General features: G+C 56.1%; 17 protein-coding genes. 8 read left to right on the forward strand and 9 right to left on the reverse strand.

What is annotated here, in order from left to right:
• The first annotated feature begins 921 nt into the window (after positions 1-921).
• The 3 genes from CWS43_RS08885 to CWS43_RS08895 all read left to right on the forward strand — a co-directional run bounded on the left by CWS43_RS08885 (position 922) and on the right by CWS43_RS08895 (position 3,900).
• The gene (locus CWS43_RS08885; RefSeq protein ID WP_101076583.1) at positions 922-1,920 is read left to right on the forward strand and encodes an MsnO8 family LLM class oxidoreductase; all 999 of its coding nucleotides are present in this window, start codon (positions 922-924) and stop codon (positions 1,918-1,920) included.
• A gap of 10 nt (positions 1,921-1,930) precedes the next feature.
• Positions 1,931-2,491: a GNAT family N-acetyltransferase gene (locus CWS43_RS08890; RefSeq protein WP_101076584.1), complete on the forward strand. Its 561-nt coding sequence runs from the start codon at positions 1,931-1,933 to the stop codon at positions 2,489-2,491.
• Between the two features lie 68 nt (positions 2,492-2,559).
• Positions 2,560-3,900 carry an LLM class flavin-dependent oxidoreductase gene (locus CWS43_RS08895; RefSeq protein ID WP_101076585.1) on the forward strand — a complete coding sequence of 447 codons (1,341 nt, stop codon included), beginning with the start codon at positions 2,560-2,562 and terminating at the stop codon, positions 3,898-3,900.
• An 859-nt stretch (positions 3,901-4,759) separates the two neighbouring features.
• Here CWS43_RS08895 and CWS43_RS08900 read toward each other — a convergent pair.
• Positions 4,760-6,061: an NtaA/DmoA family FMN-dependent monooxygenase gene (locus CWS43_RS08900; protein ID WP_101076586.1), complete on the reverse strand. Its 1,302-nt coding sequence runs from the start codon at positions 6,059-6,061 to the stop codon at positions 4,760-4,762.
• Between the two features lie 310 nt (positions 6,062-6,371).
• Here CWS43_RS08900 and CWS43_RS08905 point away from each other — a divergent pair, with 310 nt between their 5' ends.
• From CWS43_RS08905 to CWS43_RS08920, 4 genes are read left to right on the forward strand one after another with little or no spacing between them, the layout of a single operon-like run.
• Entirely contained in the window at positions 6,372-7,994 is a 1,623-nt protein-coding gene (locus tag CWS43_RS08905; RefSeq protein WP_101076587.1) for an ABC transporter substrate-binding protein, read from the forward strand.
• A 21-nt stretch (positions 7,995-8,015) separates the two neighbouring features.
• Entirely contained in the window at positions 8,016-9,011 is a 996-nt protein-coding gene (locus CWS43_RS08910) for an ABC transporter permease (protein ID WP_101076588.1), read from the forward strand.
• Positions 9,008-9,847 carry an ABC transporter permease gene (locus CWS43_RS08915; protein WP_101076589.1) on the forward strand — a complete coding sequence of 280 codons (840 nt, stop codon included), beginning with the start codon at positions 9,008-9,010 and terminating at the stop codon, positions 9,845-9,847. Before CWS43_RS08910 ends, CWS43_RS08915 begins: the two co-directional genes overlap by 4 nt.
• Positions 9,844-11,475 carry an ABC transporter ATP-binding protein gene (locus CWS43_RS08920; RefSeq protein WP_101076590.1) on the forward strand — a complete coding sequence of 544 codons (1,632 nt, stop codon included), beginning with the start codon at positions 9,844-9,846 and terminating at the stop codon, positions 11,473-11,475. The genes CWS43_RS08915 and CWS43_RS08920 overlap by 4 nt, the downstream gene beginning before the upstream one ends.
• A 7-nt stretch (positions 11,476-11,482) precedes the next feature.
• Here CWS43_RS08920 and arsC read toward each other — a convergent pair whose 3' ends face one another.
• From arsC to CWS43_RS08935, 3 genes are read right to left on the reverse strand one after another with little or no spacing between them, the layout of a single operon-like run.
• The gene (arsC, locus tag CWS43_RS08925; protein ID WP_101076591.1) at positions 11,483-11,908 is read right to left on the reverse strand and encodes a glutaredoxin-dependent arsenate reductase; all 426 of its coding nucleotides are present in this window, start codon (positions 11,906-11,908) and stop codon (positions 11,483-11,485) included.
• A 10-nt stretch (positions 11,909-11,918) separates the two neighbouring features.
• Positions 11,919-13,211 (reverse strand): arsenic transporter, encoded by a 1,293-nt coding sequence (locus tag CWS43_RS08930; RefSeq protein ID WP_101076592.1) that lies wholly within the window; start codon positions 13,209-13,211, stop codon positions 11,919-11,921.
• A 41-nt stretch (positions 13,212-13,252) separates the two neighbouring features.
• Positions 13,253-13,576, reverse strand: a complete 324-nt coding sequence (locus tag CWS43_RS08935; protein WP_101076593.1) for a metalloregulator ArsR/SmtB family transcription factor — start codon at positions 13,574-13,576, stop codon at positions 13,253-13,255.
• 84 nt (positions 13,577-13,660) lie between these two features.
• Between CWS43_RS08935 and arsH the strand changes: the two genes are divergently transcribed.
• Positions 13,661-14,365, forward strand: a complete 705-nt coding sequence (gene arsH / locus CWS43_RS08940; RefSeq protein WP_101076594.1) for an arsenical resistance protein ArsH — start codon at positions 13,661-13,663, stop codon at positions 14,363-14,365.
• 27 nt (positions 14,366-14,392) lie between these two features.
• Here arsH and CWS43_RS08945 read toward each other — a convergent pair whose 3' ends face one another.
• The 5 genes from CWS43_RS08945 to CWS43_RS08965 all read right to left on the reverse strand — a co-directional run bounded on the left by CWS43_RS08945 (position 14,393) and on the right by CWS43_RS08965 (position 18,281).
• Positions 14,393-15,085, reverse strand: coding sequence for an amino acid ABC transporter permease (locus tag CWS43_RS08945; protein WP_101076595.1), 693 nt, complete (start codon positions 15,083-15,085; stop codon positions 14,393-14,395).
• Complete coding sequence (locus CWS43_RS08950; protein ID WP_101076596.1) at positions 15,075-15,848, reverse strand: amino acid ABC transporter permease; 774 nt, start codon at positions 15,846-15,848, stop codon at positions 15,075-15,077. Before CWS43_RS08950 ends, CWS43_RS08945 begins: the two co-directional genes overlap by 11 nt.
• On the reverse strand, positions 15,845-16,675 hold the full coding sequence (locus tag CWS43_RS08955; protein ID WP_101076597.1) for an amino acid ABC transporter ATP-binding protein: 831 nt from the start codon (positions 16,673-16,675) through the stop codon (positions 15,845-15,847). Before CWS43_RS08955 ends, CWS43_RS08950 begins: the two co-directional genes overlap by 4 nt.
• 24 nt (positions 16,676-16,699) lie before the next feature.
• Positions 16,700-17,527 (reverse strand): ABC transporter substrate-binding protein, encoded by an 828-nt coding sequence (locus CWS43_RS08960; protein WP_101076598.1) that lies wholly within the window; start codon positions 17,525-17,527, stop codon positions 16,700-16,702.
• A 175-nt stretch (positions 17,528-17,702) separates the two neighbouring features.
• Complete coding sequence (locus CWS43_RS08965) at positions 17,703-18,281, reverse strand: NTP transferase domain-containing protein (protein ID WP_101076599.1); 579 nt, start codon at positions 18,279-18,281, stop codon at positions 17,703-17,705.
• Between the last annotated feature and the right edge of the window lie 8 nt (positions 18,282-18,289).

Below are 18,289 nucleotides of genomic sequence, written 5' to 3' on the forward strand. Positions count from 1 at the left end.
AATGTGGTAAAAGCGACAAGGTCATTGCTGTTTATATTTCATATCTGAATTAACGCCCGACCTGCCGATAGAACTGATTTTGCGGGTATATACCTTTTGGTGACAAATGAGAAAATGAGATAAGGATTTCACAAATATGGGAATGGTTATTACGTTCGCGCGTGGGTAATTCAAAACCTTGGGTTTCCCCACCAAAACTTCAAAACCTTGGGCTCGCCGCCCAAACTGGCCCAAAGGGCGCGTTAACGCGCGCGCCCTCTGGACTCCCACGCTTTTTAAGTGCGCGCTGCCGCTTGTAAAGTATGTTTCAGGTACCACAGCTATTGCCGCGAAATCTTGCCGCTACGCGGTTCCCTTACTCGGTTTCGAGCCATTGGTCTCGAAACTCTCGCTCGGCAAGCTTTCTGAAAGCGGCCAGAGGCTTATCTAAATTCAACGGCATTCCGTTTTCTTGCTTAACTTATGATGAAAACAGTTACTCATTTTTAAAAAACAATCAGCGGCAAGGTTGCGAACTAAAAGCCTCTGGCCGCTTTCAAAACGACGTTGAGTGAGCGGTGAGAAACGGCGAGAGTATTTTCCGAGCAGGTTCGAACCCGAAGCGAAAGAACCGCGCAGCGGCGGCGTTTGCGGCACTGGCCGGAGTTGCTGAAACAATGCCAGCCAGCGGCAGCGCGCAGTTGAAAAGCGCGGAGTCCGGAGGCCCGCGCGTTACCGGGTCTCTGGTCGGTGTGGGCCGACGCCCACGACCTTGAACTTGAACTTGAACTTGAATTTAAACTTGACGTCCCCCCGCACGTGCGCCCAACCCACAGGTTTCCCGATTTCCGCAACTCCATAGCTACTATTGTTCTTTTACATCCCTTCCCCCCGACTTTAATAATCGTTGTTAATGATGTGTTGCGATTACAAGGGAAAACGATGGGATACCGCATTAGTTTGCTGGAAAAAAGTCCGCTGGATGAACATGAGGATGCCGCCGGGGCGCTGCGCCGGACGCTGGAACTGGCGAAGCTGGCGGAGCGCTGGGGCTATCACAGGTTCTGGCTGGCGGAACATCACAACACCGACAAACTCGCGATCTCCTCGCCGGAAATTGTCATCGCCTGGATCCTCGCGCATACGCAAAAACTGCGGGTCGGCTCGGGGGGCGTGATGCTGCAACATTACAGCCCGTATAAGGTCGCCGAGAATTTCAATCAGCTGGCGTCCCTCGCGCCCGGTCGTGTCGATATCGGTATCGGCAAAGCGCCGGGCGGATTGCCGCTTTCTACCCACGCGTTGCAATACGCTGTCGATCCGGCGCGTAAAGGCGAGTTTGCCGATCAGCTGCGTCAGCTCGATGACTGGCTCTCTGTGCCGGTTCGCGGGCGCGGTGTCGATTCCCTTTCGGCCACGCCACAACCGCCGCAGTCGGCATCGCGCTTTCTGCTCGGCGCGAGCGAACAAAGCGCACGGATGGCGGCCAGTCTCGGCTGGGAATTTGTTTTTGCCGCGCACCTTAATGCCGACGAACGCGATATTTCCAGCGCCCTTTCCGCTTATTCCTGTGAAAGCAACGGCAGACGCGCACTGCTCGCCGTGCCGGTGATTGTTGCCGACACCGCCGCTCAGGCCGCACGGCTGGTGGATAACACCCAGCGTTACCGTGTGACCGGCAGCGACGGCCAGAGCGTAAACGTCGGCAGCCTCGAACAGGCGGAAACGTATATCCGGCAATCCGGCGCGGCATCGCATCAGATTGAAGAACGCCAGTCGGACGTGCTGCACGGCACCGGCGAGGACGTTCACCACCAGCTGGAAGCGTTGCAGGCCCGCTACGGCGTGGAAGAATTCATTATCGACACACCGGTCGCTCAGCCACAGGCGCGCCTGCGTTCACTCGAACTGTTAGCCGCGTCCAGCGTGGCGCTGGCATAAGGAACCGAACATGAGTCATCTGATCCGCCTTGCTCAGGAATCTGAAGCCGCGGCGCTGCATTCGCTGCTGCAAAAAGCCTATGAACCGCTGCTCGAACACGGCATCCATTTCACCATCACCCGCGCCAGCGTCGAGGATGTGCGGGATGTGATCCGCAATGAAACCACGTATGTGCTGGAAAAAGACGGCGAGCTGACGGCCACGCTGACGACCCGTTTTTTGTGGACACCGGCGAAAAATCATCTCGCGCCCTGGCCTTTCGTTCACTGGTTTGCCGTGGCGGAACACGCCAAAGGGCAAGGTTTTGGCGGCGAGATTATCCGTTATGTCGAAGAGACGTTTTTGCGCGACACGCTGAAATCCCCCGCCGTGTATCTGGCGACCGCCATCAGACACCCGTGGCTGACGGATTTGTATCAGCGCCGGGGTTACGAGCCGTTTCATACCGCGACTAATCCGCTGGGCGTCGAGCTGGTTTATCTGCGAAAAGTGCTGATTCAGCAGGCTTTCGACGCGCAGGAACAGGCCCCGCTGGTGCGCTCCATCGCAGAATTACGCACGCTGGTTTGACCGCGCTTCAGCGCTATTTAATTCACGAATGCTTTATTTCTGAGAGCCGTCCATTAAAGGGAAAGAAAATGACTCAAAAACAAAATATACGTCTTGGCGCTATTATTCAGGGCGCATCGGGAAATATGTCCGCATGGCGACACCCGGATGCCATTGCCGACGCCAGTATTAATATTCAGTTCTGCCAGCAATTAGCGCAAAGAGCCGAGCAGGCTAAATTTGATTTCTTATTTGTGGCCGATGGTTTGTTTATTACTGAGAAATCAATCCCGCATTTTCTTAACCGTTTTGAACCGATTACGCTGCTTTCCGCGCTGTCGCTGGTGACACAAAAGATCGGGCTGGTCGCCACGCTTTCCACCTCGTACAGCGAGCCGTTCACCGTCGCGCGCCAGTTCGCCAGCCTCGATCATCTCAGCGGCGGCCGCGCAGGCTGGAACGTCGTGACTTCTCCGCTGGAAGGTTCTGCCAAAAACTTCTCACGCGACAAACACCCGGAACACGATGAGCGTTACCGCATTGCCAGCGAATACGTCAGCGTGGTCAAAGGATTATGGGATTCCTGGGAAAAAGACGCGTTTGTACGCAACAAAGCCACCGGCCAGTTCTTTGCGCCGGACAAACTGCATACGCTTAATCACCACGGCAAATATTTCTCGGTACAGGGCCCGCTGAACGTCGGCCGCTCTCCGCAGGGGCGTCCGGTCGTCTTCCAGGCCGGTGCTTCCGAGCAGGGAAAAGCCTTTGCAGCAGAAGCCGCCGACGCGATTTATACCCGTCAGGAAACGCCGGAGCTGGCACGCGAATTCCGCGATGACGTCCGCCGTCAGCTGGTCGAAAATGGGCGTAATGCTGACGACATCCGGGTCTTCCAGGGCATCAGCGTGATTATCGGTGACACCGTCACGGATGCCGAGCGTAAATACCAGGAAACCGCGCAACTGGTGACGCTGGAAAGTGCGCTCGATTATCTGGGCCGTTACTTTGAACATCACGACTTCGCGCAATACGACCCGGATGCGCCGTTCCCGGACATCGGCGATTTAGGCCAGAACAGCTTCCGCAGCACGACCGATGAAATCAAACGGAATGCTAAAGAGCACGGGCTGACATTACGGCAAGCCGCGCTGGAAGCCGCCACGCCGCGCCCGACATTTTTCGGCACCGCCGAACACGTTGCCGACGGGCTGGAGCACTGGTTTACGTCAGGGGCAACGGACGGTTTTATCGTTCGGGGTGGCACGCCGACGGCGTTTGATGACTTTATTGACTCCGTCATTCCAATTTTACAGGCACGCGGGTTGTATCGTACCGAGTACGAAGAAGGGACGCTTCGCGGGAATCTGGGGTTACGGGAGCCGGAGAATCAGTTCACTGAGGTTGTGTATTCTGATGCCCTGACGGTTTAAATTTTTGCTGAGACCGCAGCAAAAGGTGGTTTATCACTTGCAGTGAGGGGCAATAAATTGACCGAGAAAGTTTTGGTTTTTCACTTGCTGTGAGGGCCGGTGTTGACCGAGAAAGTTTCGGTTTCTCACTTGCAGTGAGGGCTGGATCTAGATCGAGAAAATTTCGGTTTTTCAATTGCAGTGATCGCTCAGCGGCTGGCGCCGAAACCGACCAAAGAGGGCTATGACGAGCCCTCTTTGGAATCTCCGCGTCTTTTTTACTGCGCGCTCCGCTCGTTGGCTATGTTTCAGCAACTCCGCTAGTGCCGCAAACGCCGCCGCTGCGCGGTTCTCTCGCCTCGGGTTCGAACCTGCTCGAAAAAAGACTCTCGCTGTTTCTCACCACTCACTCGACGTCGTTTTGAAAGCGGCCACAAACTTTCTAGTTCGCAACCTCACCGCTGATTGTTATTTATAAAATGAACCGACGTTTCCACTAGAAATTAAGTAAGAAAAGAGAATGCCGTTGAATTTAATTATGCTTCTGGCCGCTTTCAGAAAGCTTGCCGAACGAAGTGTTTCGAGACCTGTGGCTCGAAACCGAGAAAGGGAACCGCGTAGCGGCAAGTTTTCGCGGCAATAGCTGCGGCACCTGAAACATAGCCAGCGAGCGATAGCGCTTGTTGAAAAAGCGGGGAGAGATCCAAGAGAGGGAAAGCACTTCCCTCTCTTGGTCGGTTTCGGCGCAGTGAGTTAAGTGATCACAGTTATTGAAAAACCGAAATCTTCTCGATCCTTCGTCAGCGTCACACTGCAAGTGAAAAACCGAAATCTTCTCGATCAGCAGTTCGCTGCAAGCGATAAAACGAAACTTTCACGGTCAGCTTTTATAAAGCGGCTCCGGCAAACCAAGATTTGCCCGAAAATCCCCCCCGTTGTAATCACGGTCGATTAGCTCCCGTTTCCGCAACTCCGGCAATAACCCGTTCAACAGTAAATCCTCCTGATCCGCCTGCCCCAGTCCATGTAATGAAATCACATCCAGCACACCCGCGCGGTAGCGCTCTTCTATGGCGTCCGCCAGCGATTCCGGCGTTCCGGCAACAAACCAGTGGCCGGTTTCCTGTGCCTGGATGATCAGTTCACGCAGCGTCAGCCCCTGTAAGGCGAAACGTTTGAAAATTTCCGCACGCCCGCGACGGCGGTTGACCTGTTCGACGTCCGGAAGTAACCGCAGCGGGATCGGCTGATCCAGCGGGGAATCGCGCAGGTCTATTTCACCGCCGAGCATGTCTGCAACCTTGAGCCGCCCCTGCTGATAATCAATCCGCTCGTGCTTTTCAAACAGACGTCGCGCCACGTCTGACGGGCTTTCGCCGATGATCGAATGGAACGAGTTCATGATCAGTGGCCGGTTTTCGCGGCGGCCATATGCATCGGCGTGACGATGCACGCGCTCAACAAAGGCTTTGGCATCTTCCAGCGTCGGCTGCGAGGTGTAGATCACTTCGGCGTATTTCGCACCGAGTTTCAGGCCTTCTTCGGATTGCCCGGCCTGAAATTGTACCGGCCTGCGCTGTGGCGGCGGCGGTACGTTCAGCGGGCCCTGCACGCGGAAAAAATCCCCGTGATGATTAATCGGGTGCAGTTTACGCGGGTCAATTTTCACCGAGCCGTTCTTACTGCGCGTCACCGCGTCCGGCTGATTGGCGTCAAATAATGCATTGATGACCTGAATAAATTCCGTCGCGCGGGCGTAACGCACTTCCGGCGCGGGAAGCAGAATGTCACCAAAGTTTTCCTCACCCACCGAGGACGTCACGGCGTTCCAGCCCGCTCGGCCACCGCTGACGTGATCAAGCGTGCCTATCAGTCGCGCCAGATTGTACGGGTGCTGATAGGTGGTTGAAACGGTGGCGATCAGCCCGATTTGTGACGTCACCTGGCTGAGCGCGGCGAGTGTGACAATCGGATCCTGGCTGCCGGTTGAACCGGAAAGCCCGTCGGGATCCGCCTGCAATAAATCGGCGGTAAAAAGCGCGGTGAATTTCTCTTTCTCCGCTTTTTTAGCCAGCGCAACAGCGCGGGAAATACCGGTATCCGGGCGCGGATCATCAGAGGCGTAGATCGCGCTCCCTGCTCCGGCCAGGGTTTTTAAACGTCTGCGGGATGAACTGGTCAAACTGATCTCCTTTAACGGGAAAGATAAACCTGCGTTAAAAATAGAGAACAGAGGTGATTAAGCCACGAAGAAAAAAGCATTTCATAACCCTGAATATGGATAAGCCGGGTTTTCCTGATTATTCCCTGACTGATCAAAAAAATAATTTCCCGCTAAGTCATTTATTTTCGCTGATAAGCAAATATTGTGATTTTACAACTTAGTAACCTGCCCTTAATAATTCCTTTCAGCCGCCGGTTAATAGCGCGGCATCCTTATTATTTATGCGCTTATTCAAATAATTCATGATTAATGACCTGACGGGAAATGTATGAAATCTTTTGCTGGTGTGCGTTCTCTTTCTGCTTTAACACTTCTGGTGCTTTCTTCCGGGCAGTCGCTGTATGCCGCTGAACAACCTCAGCAAGGCGGAAGCCTGACGTGGGGCGTCGAAACCGAGCCCAATACGCTGAATCCGCAATTAAACGGGCAATCCAAAGCCGAGCTTATCCTGCGTGTTGCCTATGAATCACTGCTGGCGCGCACGCCGGACGGCGCGTATATCCCGTGGCTGGCGACCGGTTATCACGTTTCCGATGACGGCAAAACTTACACCTTTACCCTGCGCGATGACGTGAAGTTTTCCAACGGGGAAAAACTGACGTCCGCCGCCGTGGCAGAAAACTTCCGTCATGCACAGGATCCGGCGTATTGCGCAGGTTCGAGTATTTGTGCGCTGGCCGGGCGAATCGATACCATCGCCACACCGGACGAGCACACGGTTACCCTCACGCTGAAGCAGGTTTACAGCCCGTTCCTCTCGTTTGCTTCCGGCCTGAAACTGATCTCACCGTCGTCGTGGACATCACCGCAGCTGAAAGCCGGTGGCACAGATATCGCAGGCACCGGCCCGTTCATACTCAGGCGCTATGAGAAAGGCCAGCAGATTGAATACGTGCGCAACCCGGATTATCACTGGGCGTCGGCGAATGCGAAACATCAGGGCCCGGCGTATCTCGAGAGCGTAACGTACCGTTTCCTGCCGGAATCTTCCGTACGCACCGGCGCGCTGCTTTCCGGTCAGGTGGATGTGATTGAAGGCGTGTCAGGCAACGATGCAGGCGAATTCAAGGACAACGCGGATTTCAGCTATCAGCACGCGCTGAACACCGGCACGCCGTATTCGCTGTTTCTGAATGTGAAATATGGCCCGACGCAGGAAGTGAAAGTGCGGCAGGCGATTTTACAGGGGCTGGATATTTCTCCGATTCTGCAATCGATTTATCGCGGCGAACGCACGCGCGTCTGGGGCATTACGTCGCCGGTTGACCCGCTGTATGACGCCAGCCTGACCGGCAAATACGGCAATAATCCGACGCTGGCGAACCAGCTTCTGGACGAAGCTGGCTGGAAAACCAAAGGCGCTGACGGCATCCGCACCAAAGACGGCAAGCCGCTGAGCATCGAAATTATTCAGGCGCAGGCCACCGTGCGTGATCAGCGTGACGTCCTGTTGCAGGCCTTGCAGGCACAGGCACGGCAGCGGCTGGGCGTGGATCTGAAAATCCGTTACGTCGATTCCGGAACCTATACCGAAGTCAGAAAAACCGGTCAGTTTGGCTCCATTGCCAACTCCAATACCGACACCGACGGCATCGATATCGAGAACCATTACCTGCCTATCAATGCCGGTGGTTCGATCAACTACAGCCGCACCGATGCACCGGAAATCATTCCGCTGCTGAAAGGGGCGTCGCAAACGCTGGATAACGCAGAACGCAAAACCTACTACGGCCAGTTGCAAAACTTTGCCGTGTTGCAGCAGGCGCTGGCGATCCCGCTTTACGAGCCGGAAGACCAGATTGCGGCGGCGTCTTACGTTCACGGCGTGGGTTTCAGGCCGTTCAAACAGATGCCGGAAAATGCCTACGACGTCTGGCTGAGCAAGCATTAATCAGAAGTAAGGAGCTTTATTATGTCGGCTGAAAGTACCTTTATTCCCCCGCAGCGGCCTAAGTCAGCGCCGTCATGGCGCGGTCGCGTTGTCCGGCGGCTGCTAAGCGGCGTGCTGGTGCTGTGGGCCGCGGTCACGCTGTCTTTTATCAGCGTGTATCTCGCACCGGGCGATATCGTCAGTTTGCTGATGGGCGAACAGGTACAAACACCGGCGATTGAAGCGGCGATCCGCGCCGAATGGGGGCTGGATCAGCCCCTGTACATGCAATATCTGCACTATCTCTGGCGCGTTTTGCACGGTGATTTTGGCCGTTCTTATATGCTCAATACCGACGTCAGTTCGCTGGTGTTATCGCAGCTGTGGCCGACGCTCAAACTCACCGGTCTGGCGCTGGTCGTCAGCCTGGTGTTTGCCGTGGTGATGGCCGTCGCGACCGCGCACCGTCGCCGGGGGCAACGCATTGCGGGCGGCATCGAGCTGGTTCTGGCCTCGACGCCCTCTTTCTGGCTCGGCATCGTGCTGCTGTTTATCTTCAGCTTTACGCTGCGCTGGTTCCCGGTGGCGGGCGACCGCAGTTTTTCCTCGCTGGTTTTACCGGCGTTATCCCTCGGACTGGCGCAGGGCGCGGTGGTTTCTCAGGTACTGCGGCGCGGGCTGGAAGATGCGCTCGACGAACCCTTTGTGCTGACGCTGCGTGCGTGGGGGCTGGGCAACCGCATTATCCGTTTACGTCACGCGCTGCGCCACGCCGCCCTGCCCGCCGTCACACTGACCGGCTGGCTGATTGGCGGTTTGCTCAGCGGCGCGGTGATCACCGAGCAGGTATTTGGCCGCCCGGGTTTGGGCAAAATCACCGTCGATGCCGTTCTGGGTAAAGACCTGCCGGTGGTGCTGGCGGTGGCGATTTTCTCCGCGCTGGTGTACGTCGTGCTGAGTACGCTGGTGGATATTTTGTATCTGTTTATCGACCCGCGCCTGCGGGATAACGGCCAGAATGACGGAGAAAATGCATGAGCCAGTTACTGATTTCAGGCGGCGTGAAGCGCCGGTTTTCCACCGGTTATATTCTCGCAGCCGTGTATTTGCTGCTGGTCGCGTTGGCGGTGATTTTCCCCGCGTGGCTGACGCATTTTGACCCGCTGAACGCCGATCCGGTTAACGCGCAGCTTCCACCTTCGTCTGAACACTGGCTGGGCACCGACCAGCTCGGGCGCGACGTGCTGGCGCGCATCATTTACGGCAGCCGGTATTCCCTGCTGATCAGCCTCGCGGCGATGGCCGTGGCGGTCAGCATCGGCAGCCTGCTCGGTTTACTCGCCGGATTGTTCAAAGGCCCGCTTGATGAACTGATCAGCCGCGCCGTGGACGTGGTTTCCGCGTTCCCGGATTTACTGCTGGCACTGATGCTGATTGCGTTCACCGGCCCCGGCACCACCAATCTGATCTTCGCGCTCGGCGTCGCTTCCGTGCCGCGATTCACCCGCGTGGTGCGGGCGCAAACTTTTGTAGTCATGTCCTCCGGTTACGTGGAGCAGGCTCGCACCCTGGGCCTCAAACGCCACGTTCTGGTCTGGCGGCATGTGCTTCCGCACGCTATCGCGCACGTTCCGGCGCTGGCTACACTCGGGCTGGGCACCGCAATTATCGGCACGGCAGGTTTGAGTTTTCTCGGCATGGGGCCGCAACCGCCGACCGCTGAATGGGGGCTGATGCTGGCCGAAGGCCGTAATTATCTGCGCAATGCGTGGTGGATTGGTGTCTGGCCGGGCGTGGCGATCACCCTGACGGTAATTTCTGTGAACACGCTTGGCCGCTACTGGCAGGCCACTTTTGAAGGGAAACAGCCATGAGCGACGAACTGTTTATTGATATCCGCAATCTTTCGATCTCCTTTCCCTCAGCAGACGGCGAAAAACCGGCCGTCAGCGGCCTGAACTTACAGCTTAAACGCGGGGAATCCATCGCGTTCGTCGGAGAATCCGGCTCAGGGAAAACTGTCACCGCCCGCAGCCTGCTGGGGCTACAGGACGCCAAAGCGCGTATCACCGCCGACCGTTTTGTGATCGACGGGCAGGATATGCTCGGCGCCAGCCAGCGCCGCTGGCGTAAAATTCGTGGCAGCAAAATTGGCTATGTCTTACAGGATGCGCTGGTGTCGCTTGACCCGTTGCGCCGCATCAGCCAGCAGCTGCGTGATGCGTTGCAGGCGAACCGCGCCGGTAAGCCGAACGAGCTGTATCCGCAAAGCATTTCGCTGCTCAAATCTGTTGGCATTCCTGATGCTGAAAACCGGCTGACGGCGTATCCGCATCAGCTTTCCGGCGGGCTTCGACAGCGGGTGCTGATTGCCACCGCGCTGGCCGGGAAACCCGGTTTGCTGATTGCCGATGAACCGACCACGGCGCTGGATATGACGGTGCAGAAGCAGATTCTGGATCTGCTGCAACAGCGCCGCGACCGGGGCGAAAGCCTGCTGCTGATCAGCCACGACCTTTCCGTGGTCGGGCAACTCGCCGACCGGATCCTGGTTATGCATCAGGGCAAAGTGGTGGAAGAAGGCTCCGGCGAAAAACTGCTGAGCACGCCCGATCACCCGTATACCCGCCAGCTGCTCGCCGCCATTCCCGGCCCTGCCACGCGCGGGCTGAAACTCTCCGGCGAGAGCGGCAGGCCGCTGCCTGCCAAAAATATCGCCACCGGCGAACCGGTGCTGGACGTGCGCAATCTGAGCAAGCATTACGCGGACAAAGCCGTGGTTAACCACGTCAGCCTGACGCTGGCGGCGGGCGAAACGTTGGGGATTGTCGGTGAGTCCGGCTCAGGGAAAACCACGCTGGCCAGAATGGTGCTCGGCCTGACTGAACCCGGTTCCGGCACGATTACCATTCAGGGGCAGCGCTGGAGTCAGATCCCCGAATCCGTCCGCAGGCTGCAACGCCGCGGGATTCAGCTGATCGCACAAGATCCGCTCAGCTCTTTTGACCCGCGTTATAACGTGGAAAAAATCATCGGGGAAAGCCTCGACAGCGTGGGCATTTTTGGCGATGAACGACGCCGCCGCATCCTTCAGTTGCTCGATGAAGTGCAGCTCGGCGAAGGATTTTTGCGGCGTTATCCGCGCGAGCTTTCCGGCGGTCAGCGCCAGCGTGTTGCGATCGCCCGCGCGTTTGCCCCGAATCCTGCATTACTCGTGGCCGACGAACCGGTGAGCGCGCTGGACGTTTCCGTGCAGGCGCAGGTGCTGGATCTGCTGGCCGAAATGCAGGCCGAACACCGCACCGCGCTGCTGTTTATTTCGCACGATCTCGGCGTGGTCCATCACCTGGCGGACAGGGTGATGGTGATGAAAGACGGCAGCGTGGTCGAGCACGGACAGGTCGATGACGTCTTCCACCGCCCTGCTCATCCGTGGACCCAAAAGCTGATTAATGCCCTGCCGGTGGTGAGTTCAAACCGGCAAACGGCGGCAGAGTTTTAAACGCCGTTCAGACAAGCCGTTTGCCGTCTTTATCCACCACGCGTTCGCCGTCTTCTTTGGTGAACGCGCCTTTCTGCGCATCCGGAAGAATATCCAGAACCTTCTCTGACGGGCGGCACAGCGCGGCCCCGAGCGGCGTCACCACGACCGGGCGGTTCATCAGGATCGGCTGCAAAAGTATCGCGTCAATAAGCTGCGCATCGGTGAAGTCCGGATTATCCAGCCCGAGTTCGCCGTAAGGCGCGGTATTAACGCGTAGCAGTTCCCTGACAGAAATGCCCATCGCGGCAATCAGTTTCACCAGTTCTTCACGCGAAGGCGGTGTTTCCAGATACAAAATGATTTCAGGCTCAGCGCCGCTGTTGCGGATCAGTTCCAGCGTATTACGCGATGTGCCGCAAGCCGGATTATGGTAGATCGTTATATTGCTCATTTTTCATGACTCAGTGGAGAGTAATCGACAAACGCAACGCCAGCGCGCTGAGCGTGATAAACAGAACCGGCAGGGTTAGTACAATTCCTGTGCGGAAATAATATCCCCATCCGATATTGATATTTTTCTGCGACAAAACATGCAGCCACAGCAAGGTCGCCAGACTACCGATTGGCGTTATTTTCGGCCCCAGATCGCAACCGATAATATTGGCGTAAATCATCGCTTCTCTTACCACACCCTGCGCCGTACTTGCATCAATGGACAACGCGCCAATCAGAACGGTGGGCATATTGTTCATCACGGAAGAAAGAAAACCGGTCACCAGCCCCGTTCCAAGCGTTGCCGTCCACAACCCCTGACCGGCGAAAACATTGAGCAGTTCCGTCAGGGCATTGGTTAATCCGGCATTGCGCAGGCCGTATATCACCAGATACATCCCCAGTGAAAACACGACAATCTGCCACGGTGCGCCTTTGATCACTTTTCTGACATTGATCACCCGGCCTTTTCTTGCCGCAATCAGGAGCATAATCGCCCCGGCAGCAGCAATTGCACTGACCGGAACACCCAAAGGTTCAAGAATAAAGAAGCCTGCGAGCAGCAAAATCAGGACACCCCAGCCGATACGAAATGTCAGCAGATCTTTAATCGCACTCGCGGGCTCTTTCACTTTCGTAATATCGTAGCGTGCCGGGATATCCTTTCTGAAATAGAGATGCAGCACCCCCAGCGAGGCGGCCACTGCCGCCAGATTGACCGGGAGCATCACCGCCGCATATCGGTCAAAACCGATGCTGAAATAGTCAGCCGAAACGATATTCACCAGATTCGATACCACCAGCGGCAGGCTTGAGGAGTCGGCGATAAATCCGGCAGCCATAATAAATGCCAGCGTCGTTGCGGGGCTGAAACCCATGGCAACCAGCATCGCGATGACGATCGGCGTCAGGATCAGCGCGGCGCCGTCATTGGCAAACAGAGCCGCAACCGCAGCGCCAAGCAGAATAATGAAGGTAAAAAGCACCCTTCCATTGCCTTTTCCCCAGCGGGCAACGTGGAGGGCACACCACTCGAAAAAGCCGGACTCATCAAGCAGAAGGCTGATGATGATGACCGCAATAAATGCCCCCGTGGCGTTCCAGACAATATTCCAAACGACAGGAATATCACTGAAATGAATGACTCCGCTCAGAAGCGCTAACAGAGCGCCAGCACCGGCACTCCAGCCAATGCTCAATCCGCGAGGCTGCCAGATGACCAGAATAAGCGTGAGTAAAAAAATCGACCCTGCCAGAAGCATTCCACACCTCAATCACATTCGAATTGGTGAATATATCCCTGTCATGAACAAGACGAGAGTTTACTGTTGTTCAGTGAAATCCGGATATCTTCACGCTCGCAGTTCCACGCTGTGTCGATGACAGCCGCTGCCCAGGCGGGCATATGCGGAGATAAACGGTAATACACCCATTTGCCTTCACGGCGGTCAATGACCAGCTCCGCTTCGCGTAACAGCGCCATGTGGCGGGATATTTTGGGCTGCGACTCCTGCGTAACTGCGCAGAGATCGCAAATACACATCTCCCCGGCCTCTCTCAACAGCATCACAATGGTTGAGCGGGTTTCGTCGGCGAGCAGTTTAAAAAGCTGAACAGGATGCTGCATCTGTGACTCCGATAGCGATTGACAACATATATGATAATTCATATATGTTATAAATCAACCCTCTCTTTACAACGGATGAACACCATGTCTGATTTACCTGCGGTTAACCACGAATACTTCGACGACGCTATTGCCAGTAATCTTTCGGATGACGCCTCGCCAATGCCACGTTTTCTGATCCTGTATGGATCCGTGCGTGAGCGTTCTTACAGCCGGTTTGCCGCAGAAGAGGCCGGTCGTTTGCTGACGAAAATGGGTGCAGAGGTGAAAATATTTAACCCTTCCGGCTTGCCGTTGCCGGACGATGCACCCGACACGCATCCCAAAGTGCTGGAGTTACGCGAGCTGGTGAGGTGGTGCGATGGCATGATCTGGAGTTCGCCGGAAAGACATGGCGCCATGAGTTCGGTGATGAAGGCGCAGATAGACTGGATCCCGTTGAGTGAAGGCGCGGTTCGTCCGTCTCAGGGGAAAACACTGGCCGTTATGCAGGTTTCCGGCGGTTCGCAATCTTTCAATGCGGTCAATCAGATGCGGATCCTGGGTCGCTGGATGCGGATGTTCACTATTGCGAATCAGTCCTCCGTCCCCAAAGCCTGGCAGGAGTTTGACGATGCGGGCCGGATGAAGCCCTCTGCCCTTTACGACCGGATTGTGGATGTCACCGAGGAGTTATTCAAAATAACGTTAATTCTGAAACCCCATACGGCGTATCTGGCTGACCGTTACAGCGAAAGAAAGGAAAGCCATCAGGAACTCTCTGCCCGTGTGAATCAGGCAAAAATCTGAGATTTCACAGATGGCTTTATGGCTTGTTTACGCCCGCAATGCCTGACGGCGTTTAATCGATTTGCCCGCAAGATACGCCAGTGATGCGCACAGCAGGTAATACATCAGGCCGACAAACAGGAAGATTTCCGCCGGGTAGATTTGCACCCGGTTATTCACCTGCCCCGCGACGGTGGTCAGCTCCGGCACATTGACGATAAACGCCAGCGAGGTGTCTTTCACCAGCGAGATCAGCAACCCGAGATATGACGGCAACAGGTTCGGCCACGCCTGCGGCAGCAGGACATTGAGCAAAACCTGGCTGTAACTCATGCCGGACGCAATCCCCGCTTCGGTTTGCCCGCGCGGCAGTGACTCCAGCCCGGCCAGCGTGGAGTGCATCACCGCCGCCGAGGTAAACCAGGCTAGTGCGATAATCACCGTCAGCGGGCCGGGGATCGAGCCGCCAAACACCACCGGCAGCAGGAAATACAGCCAGAAAATCACAAAAATCAGCGGGATGCCGCGAATAAACGACGCCCACAGAAACAGCAATTTTCGCGTCCAGCCACCGAAACGCCAGGCTAACGCCGCCATCGCGACGCCCAGCACTAACGCCAGCACACCAGCAGAAACAGCCATGATCAGCGTGAGCAAAATGCCGCCCGGTTCGCCGTCGGCCAGCCTTCCCCACAGCATGTAGGTAAAGTTATCGTGCAGAACCGACCAGTCAAATTCCATCGTTCACCTCCGCCTTCTGCGCGGCCTGCGGCCTTTGTTGCGGGCGTTTCGGGCCAAATATTGTCATCAGCCCGCCAAGGATCATCCCCAGCGCCAGATACAGCAACGTGCCGACCGCAAAACCTTCAAAGGCGTGCGCGTTGTAACTTTCAATCTGGCTGATCTGATACGTCAGCTCGGAAAATCCGATGCCGGTCGCCAGCGAGGAGAGCTTCATCAGGTTGAGATACTGCCCGGTGACCGGCTGCCACGCGTTGGTCAGCGCCTGCGGTAACAGGATCGAAAGCAGCAGCGTTTTGCGGCTGAAACCCTGTGAAATCGCGGCTTCGGTCTGGCCTTTCGGCACGGAATTCAGCCCCGCCTGCACTTCTTCCACCAGAAACGCGGCGGTGAATAATCCCAGCCCCCACGCGGCGCACAAAAACTCCGGTGTGAGCCACGCGATATTACCGGGGAAAACCGCCCACACGTGGGTATCGCCGATGTAAAAACGCCAGCTTTGCGGCAGCGCGCCGTACGCGGCGAAATACCAGAAAAGCAGCTGAACCAGCAGAGGCGTGTTGCGGAAAACCGACACAAACGCCGCTACCGCGCCGCGTGCCAGACGCGACTGACTCAGGCGCAGCGCGATCAGTAACACCACCAGAAGCGTCGCCAGCACACTGCCTGCAATGCTGACGTAAAACGTGGTGAGAAAGCCGGAAATAATCCACTGCAAAGGCTGGCCGGTGAGCACGCCAGCCCAGTCGGGATGCCAGATCATTGCCCTGCTCCTGTTTCAGGATGCAGCGGGAACAGGACTTTTTGCAGAAAACGCTGCGCACGCGGATGCTGCGGCCGCAGGAAGAAATCCTCCGGTTCCGCCTGTTCCAGGATCTCGCCGCCGTCCATGAAAATCACCCGGTCGGCAATTTCACGGGCGAAACTCATTTCATGCGTCACCACAATCATCGTGATGCCGCTTTTCGCCAGTTCCTGCATCACCAGCAGCACTTCGCCGATCATCTCCGGATCCAGCGCCGATGTCGGTTCATCGAACAAAATGATGTCCGGATCCGTCACCAGCGCCCGGGCGATCGCCACGCGCTGCTGCTGTCCGCCGGAAAGTTGCTCGGGATAATGCTGCGCTTTGTCCTGCAAACCGACGCGGGTCAGGAGCGCCAGCGCTTTCGCGCGCGCATCACTTTTCTTCCAGCCGTGGACTTTAATCAGCGCGAGGCTGACGTTGTCCTGCGCGGTCAGATGGGCGTACAGGTTGAACTGCTGAAACACAAAACCAATGTGCGTACGTAATTCGCGCAGTGCCGGTCCGTTCAGGCCGCGCGTCGGTTTGTTGTGGATGAGGATTTCGCCATCAGTGACGGTTTCCAGCTGATTAATCAGGCGGATCAGCGTGGATTTCCCCGAGCCGGACGGCCCGCAGACCGCCACCACATCACCGCTGGCGACGCTCAGACTGACATTCCGGATCACAAGGTGATGACCGAAAGATTTACTGACCTGACGAAACTCAACCGCCGTGGTTTTCGCGGCGTTTGAATGTGAAAAAACCGCAGACGTCGCTGCGGTTGATAAGGTGTCTTGCTGCATGTGCATTACCTTGCAAAAAACAGATTATTTGGCTTCGATTTTAAACAGACGTGGCTGTGGAGATTTTGTCTGCGGACCGAACCAGACGTTATAAATGCTCACCGCCTGACCGTTTTTCTCCAGATTCAGCAGCTCGTCATTCACCACTTTCAGCAGGCTGGTTTCGCCTTTTTTCACGCCCACGCCAATCTCTTCTTTGCTCAGTAATTCAGGCAAAACTTTGTATTTTGCCTTGTCCGGCGCGCCATCCAGCAAACCGGCCAGAATGGTGCTGTCCTGCGTAATCGCCTGCACGTTGCCGTTACGCAGCGCAGAAAGTGCCAGAGGAATATCGTCGTAAGACAACACGCGCGATTGCGGGAAGCGGTTATGCAATTCCTGCTCGCCGGTGGTGCCTTTCACCGCACCGATACGCGCCGTGGCGTAGGCATCGAGTTTATCCGGTGAATTGGCCGGCACCAGGAACTGCTGGCCAGTCACAAAATAAGGGATGGAGAAATCGACCACTTTCGCGCGTTCCGGCGTGATGGTGATATCGGCGACAATCAGGTCAGCTTTGCCGGACTGCAATAACGGAATGCGGTTCGCCGGATTGGTTGGCACCAGTTGTAATTTTACGCCCAGCGTTTTAGCCAGCGCTTTTGCGAAATCGACGTCATAACCGACAATATCGTGGCTTTTTGTATCAACAGAGCCAAACGGCGGATTGGAATCGAATGTCGCGACTTTCACAACACCGGCTTTTTTGATATCCGCCAGCTGGTCAGCGTGCGCGGTAAAGGTAGTGACTGTGCTGATTGCCAGGAACAGGCCGGCAGCAATTTTAGTTTTTTTTAAGTTAACAACGGCCATCGTTTTTCCTTATGAATAGTCTTCAGGAGGCTTACGCCTCAAATTTTTAATACGGGGGAATAACCTGTTTTTCTTTTGTAGGTCAGAGAATTGCATAAGGAGGGAAGAGCGACTACGAATTAAAACATATAAATATGGACGAATAATGCATAAGAAAAACGTCTGGCAAGGTGCACTACCGGCGCCAGGCCTTAAGATCAGCCGGAACATCAATATCCCGCACGCATCCCGGCTCCGTGCAGTCTGTTCGCTGCGGCGGACAGGCGCGCAGCAGTTCCCGCGCGCCCTCTTTCCCCTGCAAAGCCAGCAAGTCCTCTATCACCGGCGCAGGGAACCCGACCGGATGCCCTGGTTGCCCGAGATAGAACGGCCTTGCACACCGCCCTTCCTGCACTGCGCTGGCAATCGCCCGGTAAACCGGCAACATAATGCCGGGCAAATCCGCCAGCGTGATCAACCAGCCGTTGGCTTCGCGGGTGGCCTCTACGCCTGCACAGATGGAATCGCCCTGACACTGGCTGTTCACGCTGACAAAAGGGATATTCGCCTGCTGACAAAAAGCCTGTAATTCCAGCGACTCAGGCCGCACAACCACCACCACCGGTAGCCCGCTTTTCAGCGCATTGCCGAGGCTGTGCTGAAATACCGTCAGGCCAGTGCCGTCAACGGTTTCCAGTAACTTGTGCCGGCCTGTCGCCTGCCGGTAGCGGCGGCTGAAACCTGCTGCCAGTAAAATAATGACCGGGTTATGCATCACCGCTC

Source organism: Rahnella sp. AA (genome assembly GCF_002834385.1).
Taxonomy (GTDB): Bacteria; Pseudomonadota; Gammaproteobacteria; order Enterobacterales; family Enterobacteriaceae; genus Rahnella.

Coding starts and splice junctions, on each gene's coding strand:
- CWS43_RS08885 (WP_101076583.1), top strand. CDS start 922: ATGGGATACCGCATTAGTTTGCTGGAAAAAAGTCCGCTGGATGAACAT.
- CWS43_RS08955 (WP_101076597.1), bottom strand. CDS start 16,675: ATGCAGCAAGACACCTTATCAACCGCAGCGACGTCTGCGGTTTTTTCA.
- CWS43_RS08905 (WP_101076587.1), top strand. CDS start 6,372: ATGAAATCTTTTGCTGGTGTGCGTTCTCTTTCTGCTTTAACACTTCTG.
- CWS43_RS08920 (WP_101076590.1), top strand. CDS start 9,844: ATGAGCGACGAACTGTTTATTGATATCCGCAATCTTTCGATCTCCTTT.
- CWS43_RS08965 (WP_101076599.1), bottom strand. CDS start 18,281: ATGCATAACCCGGTCATTATTTTACTGGCAGCAGGTTTCAGCCGCCGC.
- CWS43_RS08945 (WP_101076595.1), bottom strand. CDS start 15,085: ATGGAATTTGACTGGTCGGTTCTGCACGATAACTTTACCTACATGCTG.
- CWS43_RS08930 (WP_101076592.1), bottom strand. CDS start 13,211: ATGCTTCTGGCAGGGTCGATTTTTTTACTCACGCTTATTCTGGTCATC.
- CWS43_RS08950 (WP_101076596.1), bottom strand. CDS start 15,848: ATGATCTGGCATCCCGACTGGGCTGGCGTGCTCACCGGCCAGCCTTTG.
- CWS43_RS08910 (WP_101076588.1), top strand. CDS start 8,016: ATGTCGGCTGAAAGTACCTTTATTCCCCCGCAGCGGCCTAAGTCAGCG.
- CWS43_RS08960 (WP_101076598.1), bottom strand. CDS start 17,527: ATGGCCGTTGTTAACTTAAAAAAAACTAAAATTGCTGCCGGCCTGTTC.
- arsC (WP_101076591.1), bottom strand. CDS start 11,908: ATGAGCAATATAACGATCTACCATAATCCGGCTTGCGGCACATCGCGT.
- CWS43_RS08895 (WP_101076585.1), top strand. CDS start 2,560: ATGACTCAAAAACAAAATATACGTCTTGGCGCTATTATTCAGGGCGCA.
- arsH (WP_101076594.1), top strand. CDS start 13,661: ATGTCTGATTTACCTGCGGTTAACCACGAATACTTCGACGACGCTATT.
- CWS43_RS08890 (WP_101076584.1), top strand. CDS start 1,931: ATGAGTCATCTGATCCGCCTTGCTCAGGAATCTGAAGCCGCGGCGCTG.
- CWS43_RS08915 (WP_101076589.1), top strand. CDS start 9,008: ATGAGCCAGTTACTGATTTCAGGCGGCGTGAAGCGCCGGTTTTCCACC.
- CWS43_RS08935 (WP_101076593.1), bottom strand. CDS start 13,576: ATGCAGCATCCTGTTCAGCTTTTTAAACTGCTCGCCGACGAAACCCGC.